The 15696-nt window shown below is 56.1% G+C and carries 9 protein-coding genes; 3 read left to right on the top strand and 6 right to left on the bottom strand.

Features of this window, described 5'->3' with window-relative positions; genetic code table 11:
- Positions 1 to 48: 48 nt before the first annotated feature.
- From ABVT35_RS22890 to ABVT35_RS22875, 4 genes are all read right to left on the bottom strand, one after another.
- Positions 49 to 1110: a C4-dicarboxylate TRAP transporter substrate-binding protein gene (locus ABVT35_RS22890; RefSeq protein ID WP_368469622.1), complete on the bottom strand. Its 1062-nt coding sequence runs from the start codon at positions 1108 to 1110 to the stop codon at positions 49 to 51.
- Positions 1111 to 1168: 58 nt separating this feature from the next.
- A complete protein-coding gene (locus tag ABVT35_RS22885) occupies positions 1169 to 1864 on the bottom strand; it encodes a TetR/AcrR family transcriptional regulator (RefSeq protein WP_368469621.1) in 696 nt (231 codons plus the stop codon).
- Between the two features lie 187 nt (positions 1865 to 2051).
- Complete coding sequence (locus tag ABVT35_RS22880; RefSeq protein WP_368469620.1) at positions 2052 to 3533, bottom strand: di-heme oxidoredictase family protein; 1482 nt, start codon at positions 3531 to 3533, stop codon at positions 2052 to 2054.
- A gap of 12 nt (positions 3534 to 3545) precedes the next feature.
- Positions 3546 to 4793 carry an imelysin family protein gene (locus tag ABVT35_RS22875; protein WP_368469716.1) on the bottom strand — a complete coding sequence of 416 codons (1248 nt, stop codon included), beginning with the start codon at positions 4791 to 4793 and terminating at the stop codon, positions 3546 to 3548.
- 617 nt (positions 4794 to 5410) lie between these two features.
- On the opposite strand from ABVT35_RS22875, the gene ABVT35_RS22870 reads away from it, so the two are divergent.
- The 3 genes from ABVT35_RS22870 (at position 5411) to ABVT35_RS22860 (ending at position 9723) form a co-directional block, all read left to right on the top strand.
- Positions 5411 to 7156: a long-chain fatty acid--CoA ligase gene (locus ABVT35_RS22870; protein ID WP_368469619.1), complete on the top strand. Its 1746-nt coding sequence runs from the start codon at positions 5411 to 5413 to the stop codon at positions 7154 to 7156.
- Between the two features lie 252 nt (positions 7157 to 7408).
- Positions 7409 to 9031, top strand: a complete 1623-nt coding sequence (locus ABVT35_RS22865) for a DUF6473 family protein (RefSeq protein ID WP_368469618.1) — start codon at positions 7409 to 7411, stop codon at positions 9029 to 9031.
- A gap of 149 nt (positions 9032 to 9180) precedes the next feature.
- Entirely contained in the window at positions 9181 to 9723 is a 543-nt protein-coding gene (locus ABVT35_RS22860; protein ID WP_368469616.1) for a hypothetical protein, read from the top strand.
- Between the two features lie 111 nt (positions 9724 to 9834).
- On the opposite strand, the gene ABVT35_RS22855 is transcribed toward ABVT35_RS22860, so the two are convergent.
- Both ABVT35_RS22855 and ABVT35_RS22850 read right to left on the bottom strand, forming a co-directional pair.
- Positions 9835 to 12612, bottom strand: a complete 2778-nt coding sequence (locus ABVT35_RS22855) for a glycosyltransferase family 4 protein (protein WP_368469615.1) — start codon at positions 12610 to 12612, stop codon at positions 9835 to 9837.
- Positions 12605 to 15274 carry a glycosyltransferase family 4 protein gene (locus ABVT35_RS22850; protein WP_368469614.1) on the bottom strand — a complete coding sequence of 890 codons (2670 nt, stop codon included), beginning with the start codon at positions 15272 to 15274 and terminating at the stop codon, positions 12605 to 12607. The genes ABVT35_RS22855 and ABVT35_RS22850 overlap by 8 nt, the downstream gene beginning before the upstream one ends.
- Positions 15275 to 15696 lie beyond the last annotated feature (422 nt).

Below are 15696 nucleotides of genomic sequence, written 5' to 3'. Positions count from 1 at the left end.
CGCCAGGAGCCTCGGCAGTCACTTCCGCCAAGGCTCCCGGTTCGACGCCTATTCCTGGTCCCAGTTGCGGACCGGCTTCGCGCCGGCATCACGCATGGCGTTCATGTAAGTCGCGAGCACTTTCGAACCCGGCTTGCCTTCGCTGTCGAGCTTGGCGGCCCAGTCCTTGGCGACGTTTTCCATGCCTTGCGCCCATTTCATGCGGAACTCGGGAGAAACATCCGTGATCGTCGCGCCATTCGCCTTCATGGTTTCAAGCGAAGCGGAAATCGCTGCATCGAGGTCTTTGTGATAGGCCTCGCGCTGGGCGATACCGCCTTTCTTCAGAGCCTTTTGCAGGGCTTCCGGCTGGGCGTCGTACCAGTCCTTGTTGGCCGCAATGCCGCCCGCATACTGGGCGCCGAAGCCGACGCGGGTGATGTGCGGGGCGACCTCATAGAGTTTGCCGGGCAAGGCGGCCGTGGCAAAGACGATAACCCCGTCGTAAACGCCGGTCTTCAGTTCGTTGTAATAGGTGGTCAGATTGCCCGAAACGCCGATGGCGCCAGTGCCCTTGAGCCAGTTGACAGCCGGTCCTGGTGCGCCGATCTTTTTGCCTTTAAGATCCTCGAGCGAATTGACCGGGAAATTGGTCATCAGCAGATAGTCATCAATGCCGATCGCGGCGCCGAGATATTCGAGATTGTTATCCTCCCAGGACTGACGCAGTTCCTTGTTTTCCTCGTGCAGCGCATCGATCAACTTGGAAATTGCCGTCGCATCGCTGGAAACGAACGGGGTGAAATAGGTGACATTCTGTGGCGACAGCTTGGCCGCCTCGAAAAGGCTGGAGACAAGGCCGACTTCGGCAAGCCCCTCTTCAACCGCTTCCAGAACACCGCCGACCTTTGCAAGGGAGCCGCCATAATGCTCGCTCCAATTGACGGTAATGTCGGTGCCTTCCAGCGCCTTGTTGACCGCCGGAATGAAGGTCTGGTTGGTATGCTTGACCCAGCGGAACACCGGCGGGTGCCCGGCGGCGACCGTGACATCTATGGTTTCGGCCCTAGCCGTAAAAGACGCGCCCGCCAGGACGGCGGTTGCCAATAAAGTCGATACGATACGTTTCATTATTTCCTCCTGGTCCTCACCAATTATTAAGCAGGTTTGTCGGGAAGCCTTGTCCGCCTCACTTTTCACCGGCCTGTCCGGCTTCCTTTTGTTTGTTGTTGGCCAGCGCCCGGATACCGGCGCAGGCAAAGGCAACCACGCTGGTCACCGTTTCTTCCGTGTCGGAATCATCACAAAGGCCGTCCGAGAGCCGCGCGGCACGCCCGGTCTTGGCCATAACCGAAAGGGCAACGCTGATGGCAAACAGATAGCCGCGGACGGCTTCGGCTTTGCCCAGCTCCGGCATCACTTTCATGATTGCATCGATCGAACGCCGGGCAATCGGATCGTAGTGATCCTTCGCAGCATTTTGAGAGCGCTCATCGGCCGAGTTGTTGAAAGTGACGATGAGCCGCGCATAGGCGGCACCGCCGCGCCCCTTGTCGTGCCCGAGTTCGATCGTCGGCCGCAAGATGGCTTCAACAAGCATTTCTAGTGTCGGCGTCGCGCCGTCGAACAGGCTATCAAGCGCCCTGTTGCGTCGTTCATTGATTTCGCCGGAGCGCCGGGCAACGACTGCGGTAAAAAGCTGATCCTTGTTCTGATAGTAATAGTGGATCATCGCCTGGTTGACGTCTGCCTCACGGGCTATCGCCCGGATGGACGCGCCACCGAACCCGTATTCCGCAAAGGCCTGTTCCGCCGCGTCCAAGATGGCCGTGCGGCTGTCCTTCTGCTTTCCCTGCTGCGCTGTCTGCGCCTGCGGCAACGGCATGCCTCCCGCTTCTGCCGCTTCATTGCGGCAGGTTCCATTCCGGCTGATGCAACCGACGGCCGGTTTTATTTATTAAACGTTTGATTAATTCAGGGAATTTGTCAAGCGGGGTGCAGCGTTTTTGCTCTCGCTGCGGTACAGGAGAGCAAGACATGGCAAATCAATATTGTACTAAGATGCTGAATTATTACAGAGAATTAAGGAAACTCAAAAGCGCATTCCTGTGCTCTCGATCCATCGCCGCAAAGGCATCGCGCGCGGTTTCCGCCTCGCCGCCATGCCACAAAATGGCTTCTTCCAGTGTCCGGGCGCGACCGTCGTGAAGATAGTTTTCCTCGCCCAGCACTTCCCTGGTAAGGCCAATTCCCCAGAGCGGCGGCGTGCGCCATTCGCGTGTCAGATTGCCGGTTCCCTGGTCGGCCAGCCCCTCACCCATATCGTGCAGAAGAAAGTCCGAGTAAGGCCATATGAGCTGAAAGGAATTGGCGCCGTCACCGCGCTTGGTGACAAATTTCGGCGTGTGGCACGAAATACAGCCGGCGCCGTAAAACAGCGCCTTTCCTTCAAGCACTTCAGGATTGGCGACGTTCCGGCGTGCCGGTACGGCTATATTGCCGGCATAAAACGTCACGAGATCGAGCACGGCGTCGGTGACCTCGAACCGGCCAAGATGCGGCTGCTCACCATGAGGCGCGGACATGCAGGCCGTCTGTGATTGCGTGCAATCGCCGCTGTGCTGCGGAAACAGCGACGTCGACAGACCGATATCATTGGAAAATGCTGCCGCCGATTGCGCCCTGACGGAGTGCCGCGAGGCCTTCCAGCCATAGCGGCCAATGGCCATTTGGCCGGTCCGGGGTTCGCGTACCCGGCTCAGATGGCCGGATATACCGTCGCCGTCACGATCATCAGGATCCTCAAGCGCCTCAAGGTCACTTGCCGCGATCTGCTCGACAAGGCCAAGTCCTATCATCGGCGGCGCCATGCGCGGCGACAGAACCGTACCACCGGCGATCGGACCGGAACTCAGATCTTTCAGGCGATAGGTTGGACGGCGCAGCACAGTCCTTGTGCCGTCATCAAGGAGAACCGGAAACTCCTCATAGGTGGTCTCAACACGCCCCTCGGCCATTTGCCCCTGTATGGCGCGGGTCTGCAGCTGGCTGCCATATGCGGGATCGGGCACCGTGCCGTAACCGCCACCGGCAGAAAGACTTAGGATGAGAGAGCCTTCATCATCTACACCATCCGGTGCCCGTCCGCGGCCGTTGCCGATATGGCAACTGGCGCAGGCGCGTGCGTTGAACAGCGGCCCGAGCCCGTCCGATGCCTTGGTCGACGCGGGGGCCGAGACCCACAGCTTGTCAAACAGCGCCTCGCCGAGGTTGAAATCTTCACGGTCGGCAAACCCAATATTGGCAGAGGCAAAAGAGAAGGATTTGCGGCCAGCCGGCTGGCGATGAGTTGCTGCGCCGCCGGACATCGCCTCGTATTTTTCCGGTTTTGAGAAATCCGTCGCCGGCCGGGTGACCGCCTTGACGCGCGCGGCATCAGCCGGGCTTAGACCGGCACGCTGCGCGAAAACCGGTGTGGCGGCGAGGCCAAGAGCCTGCGCCGCCACCAAAATAAAAATCAACAGCAGACTTCTGGACGGCCTGCGATCGCGCATCAATGGGCGCTCCTATTCAAACACCGCAGCCGGATTGTCGAGACTGTCGGAACCCTCGAACTCGAGCTTGCCCAGATTGAGCGCGGCAACGGCCCGTTCGATTGATTTGGTCTGCGCGACCAGCGCATCGATGGCCTCCTGCACGCGGGCATTGCCGGTCCCGTTGCCCTCGGCAATCTGCTGGTCATAGGCTTCGCCCTTTTCCGCCGCATCCGCAATGGCGGTCATTGCGGCAACGGTCGCGCCGATTTTGGCGCGCAATTCCTTGTCGACCTCGGGCTTGGCGGCCTGGACCATGTCGGAGACCGACGGACCCTTGACGACCGATCCGTCCGTGCGGGTGTAGGAGCCCTCGTAAACATTGCGGATGCCGATCGAGTCATAAAGGTGCGAAACGTGGGTAAGGTCCGAAAAGCAGTCGTGCTCTTCTTCCGGGTCGTGCAGCAAAAGGCCGAGCTTCATGCGCTCACCGGCAAGCTCGCCATAGGACAATGACCCCATGCCGGTGAGGATCGTGACAATGCCCTGTCGGACATCGCCTTCCATCACTGCCTTGCGGGCTTCACCGCCGGTTTCCCAGTTGGCGACCATTTCTTCCAGATCGTCGACCAGAAGGTTGGCGGCAGCGGCCAGATATTCGGCGCGGCGCTGACAGTTTCCACCTGTACAGTTGTTCGGATCATAGTCCGTGTAGGGACGGTTGCCGGCGCCCGGGCCCGTACCGTTGAGGTCCTGGCCCCAAAGCAGGAACTCGATGGCGTGGTAGCCGGTCGCCACATTGGCTTCGACATCGCCCGCCTCGTGAAGCTCACCGGAGAGGAATTTGGGCGTGATGACGCTGGCATCGATTGCCTTGCCGTTCACCTTGACCTTGCCGTTACCGATAATATTGGCGGTATAGAGTTCATTGAGATCTGAATCGCTGCCATAACTGGAATCGACATAGTCGATCAGCCCCTCATCAAGCGGCCAGGCGTTCACCCGCCCTTCCCAATCGTCGACGATCGGATTCCCGAAGCGAAAGGCCTCGGTCTGCTGATAGGGAATGCGCGCCGCCTTCCATGCGGTGCGGGCCGCCTTCAGGGTTTCTTCGCTCGGATCGGCGACCAGCGCACCGATTGCGACTTCCAGCGTTTTGGCCGTTGTCAGGGCGTCGCTGTAATTGGCCTGTGCAATATTGGCGTAGGTTTCCAGAACGGCTTTGCCGTCCACCTCCGCATGCACCGCCGGTGCACCGCCTGCGGCCAGAATGACGGCCATGGGCACCGCAGCGCCAAATCTCCTGATAGTATCAATCATTATTTGCTCCGGGTTAGCAGCATTGGAACGGCACCGGGTGCGTTGTGCGCTGGAGAGGTTGCGTGGACCCTGCCCGCAATCGCACATCTGTCCGGATTGACTGCGCTGATAAGCTTCCAATCGGCGGATTGTCAATCAAATTCTTACTTAAAAATGTTAAATATCAATAGTTTAGATATATTCTAAACTACAGTACTCATATTTTACCGCAGAGCGTGCCCGCAACGAGCCGGCGGTGCCAACGCTATCTCCTTGATGTCAGCCGGTTTGTGTTGAACCCTTGATACGGGACCGGCTGCCGCGGGCGATGGCATCGCCAACCAACAGATCGACCGGTCTGGCCCGTCAATTTGCAAAGCACCCGAACAGGCAACCGGCCGGATCATTCCCTTTCCCATTTTATTGTTCGCTTCTCGACATATTCTTACTTTTACGTAAAATGGCACTTGCGCAGCGGACCCGCTGACAATAAATCATAATTGGTAATGGGAGACGCGTGAACGACAGCCGGCCCCTGGCGGAGCGTCACACGCGATAAGTGCAACACAACCGCGCCAGCGCAGTCCGGGAGGAAGAGTATGACCACCACGCCTGAAAACAAAACCGCGTCGGAAACAACGGCGGAAGCCGCGGCGGCTGAGAAGGTCTGGCTGAAATCATACCCGGAAGGCACGCCGGCTGAAATCGGGCCACTGCAACACCAGTCCGTCGGCGGACTGATCAAGAGCGCCTGCGAGCGATATGCGGACCAGCCTGCATTCACCTGCATGGGCAAGACCATTACCTATCGTGAACTCGATACCTATGCCGCCCAGATCGGCGCTTGGCTGCAGTCCAACGGACTGAAAAAGGGCGACCGGGTCGCCATCATGATGCCCAATATCCTGCAATACCCGATTGCCGCCGCCGGCATTCTCCAGGCCGGTTATGCGGTCGTCAACGTCAATCCGCTCTATACACCGCGCGAGCTCGAGCACCAGTTGAAGGACTCAGGCGCAAAGGCGATCTTCATTCTGGAGAACTTTGCAACGACCCTGCAGCAGGTCATCGGCAAGACTGACGTCAAACTGGTCTGCGTCGCAACCATGGGCGACATGATGGGGCTGAAAGGCCATCTGGTGAACTTCGTCGTGCGCAAGGTCAAGAAGATGGTGCCCGACTGGTCGCTTCCCGGTCACACATCATTCAAGGCGGCGCTGTCAGCCGGCGCCGGAATGACCTTCAAGCCAGCCGATTGCGGACCCGACGACATTGCCTTCCTGCAATATACCGGGGGCACGACCGGCGTTTCAAAGGGCGCGACCCTTGCCAACAGGAACATTCTTTCGAATGCCGCGCAAAACGATGTCTGGCTGGAGGCGCTGAGAAGAAGGGAAGAGCTTCCCGATCAGCTTGTCTATATCTGCTGCCTGCCGCTCTACCACATCTTTGCGCTGACGGTGAACGCGATTATGGGCATGGACCAGGGTGCGCATAATGTGCTCATCCCCAATCCGCGCGATATTCCGGGCTTCGTCAAAGAGCTCGGCAACTACAAATTCCACGTGCTGCCCGGGCTCAACACGTTGTTTAACGCGCTGCTGGCGAATGAGGATTTTCGCAAGCTCGACTTTTCCGACCTGCGTCTGACCGTCGGCGGCGGCATGGCGGTGCAACGGCCCGTGGCCGAGCGCTGGAAAGAACTGACGGGCTGCAATATTTCGGAAGGCTACGGCCTTTCCGAAACCTCTCCGGTCGCAACCGCCAACCGTTTTGACGGCGCCGGTGAATTCAGCGGCACGATCGGTCTGCCGATGCCATCGACAGATATCGATATCCGTGACGAGGACGGCGCATCGCTGCCGCTCGGCGAAGTCGGCGAAATCTGTATTCGCGGGCCGCAGGTCATGGTCGGCTACTGGAACCGCCCGGAAGAAACCGCCAAGGTTATGACTGAGGACGGATATTTCCGCTCCGGCGACATGGGCTATATGGACGACAGCGGCTTCGTGCGCATTGTCGACCGCAAAAAGGACATGGTCCTTGTCTCCGGCTTCAACGTCTATCCGAACGAGGTCGAGGAAGTGGCTGCCAGCCATGACGGCATACTCGAGGCTGCAGCCATTGGCGTACCGGACGAAAAATCGGGTGAGGTGGTCAAGCTGTTCGTCGTCAAGTCCGATCCGAATTTGACCGAAGCCGACGTCAAGTCCTGGTGCACCGACCACCTGACCAACTACAAACGGCCCAAGTTCATCGAATTCCGGGACGAATTGCCGAAATCCAATGTCGGTAAAATCCTGCGGCGTGAATTGCGTGATGAGGATCTGGCAAAAACCGCCTGACCCGGTCAATGTTCATTTCTATCGGGGCCGTCAATATTAATTGGCGGCCCCGTTATTTTGTGATCAACGCCCAGCAGTATGTCAGACGGCAGGGCCGGTTACCGACGCCTGCATCCGATTGCGTGGGCGCGCGGATAAAATAGTCAATCAACTGCAACTTATGCGGCAAGTTCACATAGGCGGCATTGTTAGCCGCCTTATGGCATAATTGCGCGATTGCTGATAGTTTTGCCAATAAATCGGGAGGACGCCGTGGGCCATTACTATCAAAACCTGGACCAGCCGAATTTCGACTACGAGCTTGCTGAATACCCGGAAATCGGTCCGAAACAATTTCGCGGTCCGGCAGTCGATATTTCACGCCCCTACGCCGTTTGCATCGGCGCTGCCCAAACCTATGGCCGCTTCGCTGCAAGGCCGTATCCCAATATCCTCTCCGAGGAACTGGGATTGCCGGTTCTCAATCTCGGTGTCGGAGGCGCGGGGCCGGAGCATTTCGACGACCCAGCCTATGTAAGCATCATCAACAGATCTGAATTTGTTGTCATCCAGGTTCTTGCGGGACGCAGCGCCAGCAATTCCCTGTTCAGCAATCGCGAGGACGGAGGCGTGCTCGGGAAAAGGCTGAGTGACAACAAAACGATGCGTTTCGAGCATTTTTTTGAGGATCTGTTCGCCGGCGGAGACATCGAGACTATCGAGAAGGTCGTCCAGGAGACCCGTGAAAACTACACGATCACGTTTGCAAATCTGCTGGCAAAAATCCAGGTGCCCAAAATCCTGTTCTGGTTTTCGGACAGAAGCCCCGACTACGAGGACAATTTCAACGACCCCTATGCGGTGCTGAACCGCTATCCCCAGTTGGTCAATCGCCGCGTGTTTGAGGATATAAAAGTCCACTGCGATGATTTTGTTGAATACGCGAACGACATCGGCATGCCGCAAAAACTGTTTCCGGGCGACAAGGATATTGACGGCGCGCAATCGCGAGGCGGTTATTTATACAACACCTACTATCCATCGCCGGAAATGCACCTGGACAGCGCTCCGGCCGTGATATCTGCCTGCCGGAAATATACGATGCCTGTAGCGGATTCCGCGCGTCCCAAAGTGGAAGCCGCGGCGGGCGAGCCATCGAAATTCGTCCTGCTTTGCCCGGAGCGCAGCGGATCAAACCTGCTTTTAGGCCTGCTCGACTCCCATGAGGACTGCCTGACGGCCGGGGAGCTGTTCAACGACTACTATATCGAAGCACAGCAACTTCCCATTGAGAACGACGACATACTGGCAAATGACCAAAGATTGTCAGACCTGAGAAGCCAGGATCCCGTGGCATTCGTGAATTCCTATTTCGATGTGGCGAAAGCGAAGAAGCTGCGGGCGATCGGTTTCAAGATGATGTACAGCCAGGCCGACAAATACAGCTCGGTAACGGAAGCGTTGCTTCAAAATCCATCGATCACGATCATACATCTGGTGCGGCGAAACCTTCTTCGGCGCTTTGCATCGGAGCTTCGTGCCCGGATTACCGACAAATGGGCCTATGGCGCCAAGGAGGTCATACCCGAGCAGCCAACCTACACAATCGAGCCGGACCACTGTGTGTGGGATTTTCTGAACAAGGAAGGCATGCAGTCGAAATATGATGGCATGCTTGATGGCCGGGACCGTTACCTGAAGATCTACTACGAAAACCTGGCGGACCAGACGCAGGTTGTCGGCAGCAGGCTCTGTCGCCTTCTTGGTTTGTCGGCCGGACACGAGCTTGAAGTTCGTTACAGGAAATCGTCTCCCAAGGACTTGGACGGCGAAGTTGAGAACTATCGGGAGCTGAGAACTTTTTTCAAACGGTGGTCACATTTCTTCGACGGCTAAATATATGAAAAGTAAGGTTGTTTTATTTAGCCAATAAAAATACCAGTATAATTGCCAATTCTAAAAGGAACTTCGTATTTTCAACAAATTTTACATGCCTGTAAAAAATTGTTATCCTAACAAAAGGTTAACGGGTAAGGTGGCGTAAAATGTCGAAGAAACGAGTTTTAATAACAGCACTCGGTGCAGCTGCGGTAGGTACTGGCATTGTAACGCCTGTAAACGCCGCGATTAGCCCTGAAGGCTTGGAAAACAACAGCACTATCAGTCAGAGACAGTTTGTCGGGTCACCAGACCTTGTTCTGGATTTTGTCTTGCTTGCCAAAAGTAACGGCACCGATCTTACTCTGCAAAAGATGTTTTCTAATATGGGACCGGATCAAGCAAACAAGCTGCCGGATTTTTATACCAATCTGACGACGCTTGGCCTTGTGAACGACCGGACCAAGCTTTTCTGGTCACTGCTTGAAATGCTCGAGGCTTCAGAGAACATCAGCGATGAAACGTTTAAGACGGTGGGTGCCCGCCTGGTCGATCTGCATTCAGCAGATGGGACAGCGTCTTTTCGCGTAGCCCAGGTAACGATCGATAAGGAATGTGATCTTGACCGGCCTCTAGATCAGATCCAGGAGGATCCGGACTGCATACCGCCCGTCACCGGCGCAATTGGCGGCGGAACCTACAGCACATAACCGGCACAGCCCCGCAGCATCAACGGTTGCGGGCACGTTGGGTTAATGCAGCTTGCTTCGCAATGCTGAATTTTAACCTGCTGGACAACGCCCCTACCGCCACCAGCCAGATCACACCAATTCCAGGCGCCGGATAATCAAGGTCTCGTTTGCCGGGAACTTACCCTCCAGCAACACCAATACACTGAGGTGGATACCGTGAAGTGGCACGCTCAGCCGCCGATTGCGCCTGCCGGTGCCCGTCGAACCACTTGCAATCGAACTTCCGTATTTCTGGTCAATCACCGCAACCGTTAAATTGGCGCCCCTTGGGACATCTGAACCGAATTCGATTTCAAGGCTTGTGCGCCCGCCGATGGAGACTTCCAGAAACATGACCCTGATTGACCCGTCCTTGGCAGGCACAAGCCGATAACCGTTTCTGCCCGCATCAACGGACCGGCCGAGGAAATAGGTATCGATATTGTCGGGCATGAGTCGCGTGCCCGTCGAAACACCGTTTTGCTCCTGGGAAGCAAGCCCCTTGTCCGCAAGCAGCTCGCGCAACCGGTGGCTCACCGGCTCGCTTCTATGCGACAACCGCCCCACGGCGTTCTCGGCATCTCCGCCCTGCCAGGCATCATCAAGGCCGGGCAGCAAATCCATCGGCACAGTCTCGCGGACATTTGACGTGATAAGGTCCAGAACCTCTCTGCTTTTTTCCTCATCCATCCACTCGCTGGCCGCAAGCTCAAACGCTAGCCTGGATTTTCCCAATGCTGCCGCATAGCTGGTGTTCGAATATTCGATCTTGCCATCGGAAATCAAATTGAGCGGGTGCGAGGAGCCCAGCGTCGACAAATCAATGTTCTCGTGCGAGAGGCTTCTTTCCTGATCCGTTGAAAATGCGCTCAGCGCAAGCCAGGCAGGTCCGCCCCGGCGAACGTTAGGTGCGATATCGGCAAGCCGCGCACGCCGTGCAGCACGTGTGAATTTTCGCTTCACTGCGGAACGCTCAGCCTCCGGATAGGTGCCAATACCCCCGACAATCGGCATCAATTGAACCGGTTGCCCCTTGCCAATGCACTTCAGCATAAGAAACTGGCCGAGTTCCTTGGCCGAGATCGGATCATCGGTTTCAATATCGATGATGCTGATTTCGCTCAGCATAGGTGCCGTTTTTTTGGTGTCGCAGGCCCAAAGGCCGGATCCGATCGCGTATCCGAGAAATGGCAGCCCCGGCAGGTTTCCGCACGGCAAGGTCGCGATCTCGGCTTCGCTGTCGATGTTGTCGCGCTCGGCGACAACGCAGCTGACAATGGCTGCATCGGTCAGGGCTCCGCCATGCTGATCGAAAAACCGCTGAGATATTTCCACCTCGCTGTCACAGACAACGGCATATGGCCTTCTTCTCCAAGCCTTCCTGATGGCGTCCGTGTCTTCGGTGTCCAGCACCGATATCTTGTCGGGGGAACTGCCGACGATGTTGGCGATGAGGTTTCTTATCAGCGATCCGCGGTGGGTAATCAGGTGAAGCGGTGCGCCTTCCGATATTCTGGTGTGATTGCTGATGAGATTTCTGACCAGAAGACGTAAAGAGCCGCCGCTGTCCATGAGGAACACGCCGGGCTGCCCGGGTTCCGGGTTTTGCACCTTTATTGCCTGGTCGCTCTTTCGGTGTTGCCCGCAAATCAAACGCGTAAATGCCGACCAGTGCGCAAGGTTTTTCCTGGTGTCAAATGCGGGACCGGCCATTTCCGCACCGTTTGCCAGCACATCTTTCAGCTTTTCTGCAAGGTCGACGGCGTTGGGCGGAACGAGCACCTTCGAGTGGTCGCTTTTATCCACGAGTTCCTGTATTCCGCTTCCTGTCGTGCTGATAAAGGGAATGCCGTTTTCCATGCACTCATAGATGACGCAGGGGCTGTTATCAGCAATTGACGGCATGACAGCGAGGCGCCCCGAGCCGCGCAGATACTCCAGAGCCTTTTCCTGTCCGTAATTGCTGATCATCCTGATTTTGAACGGCCAGCCGGCGCTGCGAGCCATCAGCAGCGATCCGCTGGACATTCCGGATTCCGTGGTCGTGCGGCCAAGGAATGTCACGGTCTTGTTTTCAAGCTGATCGCTGAGGCGGTCCAGAGCATCGCAGAACACCCACAGACCCTTGCGGATCTCAAGGCGTCCGAAGAATACCAGCTCGTCGATGTGCCGGAGCCGCTTGCTTCCCGACTTGACGGGATTGTGGAACAGGGGCAGCGGTTGAAAGTGGGTACTGGCGGGCAAGGCCCAACCGAAGCTGTCGTATTTTTCCAGGATATATTTGCTTGGCCCAATGACATGGTCGGCCCATTCGACACTGCGACGTTCCATTCCCATGAGTTCGAGATCGGATGCGCGGCTCATATACTGTTCGTTGATGTCGAATATCCACTCAATCGATCCATGCGTCAGGACGCAGTGAGTCTGGTTTGCAAAGGGCTCCAGTCCCGAATGTTTTGCGCAGATGGAGTAGTATCCGCTGCCGTGGTGTTCGTTGAAGAACACAAGATCATAGGCGTGCGATCCCAGGTGCTCCATTACAAGCCATGACTTCAAACGCCAGGAACGATAGCCTTCGCGGTTGTCGATATGCACCAACCTGATGCCATTGCTTTGCATTTCGCTGACCCAGTGCGGCCAATCCCTTTCAGCGCACACGGGCACGCCGTTCTGCACGAGCGTGTACAAGACAGTCAGTTCGTGGCCGTCTTTTCGCAGCACCTCCAGCAGACCGCTTATGGCCGCGCCAATGCCGCCATTCTTGACAGGCCCCAGAAACTCGGACGTCACGATACAGATTTTCAGGGGAGAATCAGGCTTACGTGACCTGGCGGGCAGGATGGAGGATAGTGGCAGGATGTCAGCCATCGGAACCCTCCTTTGGTTTTTTCGGGCGAAGCACGGGATCCTGCCAAATCACATGGGCATTGGCTATTTCTGCCGACGGGTCGACCATTTCGACGCTTAATATGATCCGCGAATTGTCCGCCATATCTTCCGGCAGTTCGAACGTCCAGTTCCTCTGCTCACCGGAGGCGAGAATGCACTCCTGCGTGTGGCAGGCCTCCGCATCGGATGGCAGGATATCGACCCGCAACCTGACCGGATGGGCTGCCTGCATCGGAAGATAAACCTTGGAATGGAAAGTCCCGATTTCCCTTAGATCCAGCGCTTCGAACTCGAGGGAGGCGCGACCCTCATGCTGGTCGTTCGGGTGCAGCTGAATAGCACGGTCATCGTTCCAGAGCCTGTACGAATATTCGTGAGTGAGATTGGTTGTCTGGCATCCGGTTTCAGACTTTGCACGGTCGAAGAGACTTATCGTAAGCGCAACAGAATGAATGAATTCCTCGAAATCCGCGTCGTAAGAAAAATCGGACAATGCCTGCGACAGAAACATCTCGTTGGCGGCATCGCCATGACCGGCCGCATTCGCCAGAACGAGAAGTTCCTGCAAATCGCCGCTGCCGATCTTGTGCCCTTCGGGAAATTTATCATCAACGCTTTGCTGGAGATCAGACATGAAATCGCGAAGGGATTTTTCCCGCATGCCGCCGATGGCGACCTCAATGGCCATGCGCCCCAGCAGCTCGCCCGTCGAACCCGGTTGATAGCCGTAGTTCCGTTTGATCGTCGAACGCATGACTTCACCCATGGTGAATGTCGGTGAATGTTCCTTGCTTGAAGCCGTCGGCACGAGAATATCGGGAATCGGCTCGACACACTGATCCTGCGCCGCCAGCTCGCAAATGACCTCATGCACCAGATCATTCGCTGGCTTCAACCTTCCGGACGGCGCATGCATCAACCCGACTGAAGGCAGTTCCTGCAGCTTGCCCGGCGGCAGCACTATGAACCCGGCATTCTGGTTCTGTGATATGGAAAGGAGCATAGATGACGAAGAATAGACGTAGTTTTCGACATAATCTCTCTTGGCAGCCCGGCCCTGAATTTCTTCGGAGTTTCCTGAGCCTGAATCCGTTGCCGCAACCATTCCGGTCAATCCGCTGATCGATGCGTCGACAGCAAAAACCATCGATGCCCGGCGGAAATATTGCATGGGAAGAACCTGCGAACTGTCGCTTATGGCCACTATCGATTTTTTTGTATCCGCAGCAGCCGCCAAATCCGAAAGTGTGCAATTCGCATCAACAATCGTGGCGTCCAATTCCAGCCGCCGCAGGGATTTCTCAAGCTTTTCGGGCTGCTCGGAAACGACGACTACATCAGCATCGGATCCGTTTTCGCGCTTTATCCTGAGTATCGAAGCGACGGTTGCTTCAATCCCATGTTGGCGCGCAGACAAAAGGACATAACAAATGGTTTCCGGTTCTGCTTTTCTTGAGGGTTTTCCACGCCGTTTGACGACAGTTTCCAGGAGTTTGGCATTCAGGGTCTTGAGATAGGCCTGTCTGGCGGAACCGGGGGTGAATGACGGCCTGACGCGCTTGCAACCGTTTTTGAATACATCCGAGAGTTTGTCGGCCAACGCCCGGGCACCGCGGCCAAACGATATTTTGTCACGGTCCTTCGGATCAACGAGTTCCAAATTTCCTCCGCCGCTGCATCCGATGAACGGGATGCCCTGCGACATGCACTCGAGAATGACCGAAGGATTGTTGTCCCTGTCTGAAGGGAAAACCGCCACCTGGGCGCTGCGCCGCAGAAATGCAAGCGCCCCCTTTGTGTCATACGTCGTCAGCAAACGAACATCGCAGGGCCAGCTTGCAGAGCGCTGCAGTATCTGCTTTTCGGTGGAAACACCGTTCTCCAGCACCGGTTTTCCGAGGAATGTGACGGTTTTACCAGCCAACTCGCCCCGGAGCCGGTCAAGCGCGGTGCAAAACACCCAAAGCCCCTTTCGTGTCTCCAGGCGTCCGAAGAATGCGATGCCGTCTCCTTTTGGCACGACCGGAGACCGGTCGGACGACGTGTCGAAAAGGACCGTATTCGGCAATACGATTGTATTGTCCGGCAGAGACCAGCCGTTGTTCTTGTACTCCTCAAGAATGTAATTGCTTGGACACACGAGCAGATCCGCCAGCTCAACGCTACGCCGCTCCATCTCATATGTGATGACACCGTCATTGGTGCGAAGCGGGGTCTCGTTCGCCGCGTTGCCCCACTCGGTTGAACCATGGGCAATGACACACATGGCAATCTCGGAGAGTTGGCTGCTGCAGGTGCGCTTCGCAAGCTGCGAATAGTATCCCAGCGCGTTGCTGTCTCCGAAAATGGCGATATCGGGCCGTATTTTCTCGAGATACTTCATTGCCCGATAGGATTGTGCGGCTCTTTTGTGACTGTCGGAATCATCCGCAAGAACCGTCAGCGCTATACCGAAGCGTCTGAGTCCCGAAGAGACGGTCGCCAATTTCGGGCTGTTGCGGGCAGCTCCGGCGTAGAGTATTTCGACCGATGCGCTGTTGCCCGCTAACGCCTTCGCAAGAGCCAGGCAATACGTCCCGATTCCGCCGTTGTGATCCAGACCCGCCAGTTCCGTCGTGACGATGCAAATTGATCGTTCCATGAACGGTAATTTCGTCTCAGAACTTTCAACACCACGAAACTTTGTCATCTTGTGTTTAAAGTTGGAACTAATCGCCTGTTTCTAAAACTAAAACGTTTTTCCGGCGAAGTAAATTATTGTGGAAACAATTTTTATAATATTGAAAGTTCTGTCGCTACATGGAAGTAAAACGCCAAAATGGCTGTTGGTGCCGCGTTTTTAGTCCAGTGACTGCTGTCACACATTTTGCACACAGTTTTGATTTATCAGCCCCTGCCTTCAATCATCCGACCCGTTCGCAGGCTGCGGCGGGATGCTGTTGATCTTGCAAAGCGTAATTTGCTCTGGTTAGCGCAGACAAACAACATTTTCAATAATGGCAAATATGACTGTTCCATTAATTCTTAACAAAACGCAAACAACACCCGCTTATATTGTTTCCA

This window comes from Hoeflea sp. TYP-13 (assembly GCF_040932035.1).
GTDB lineage: Bacteria > Pseudomonadota > Alphaproteobacteria > Rhizobiales > Rhizobiaceae > Hoeflea_A.
Note: the sequence above shows the minus strand (reverse complement) of the source record. Positions and strands in the feature narration are given on the sequence as shown.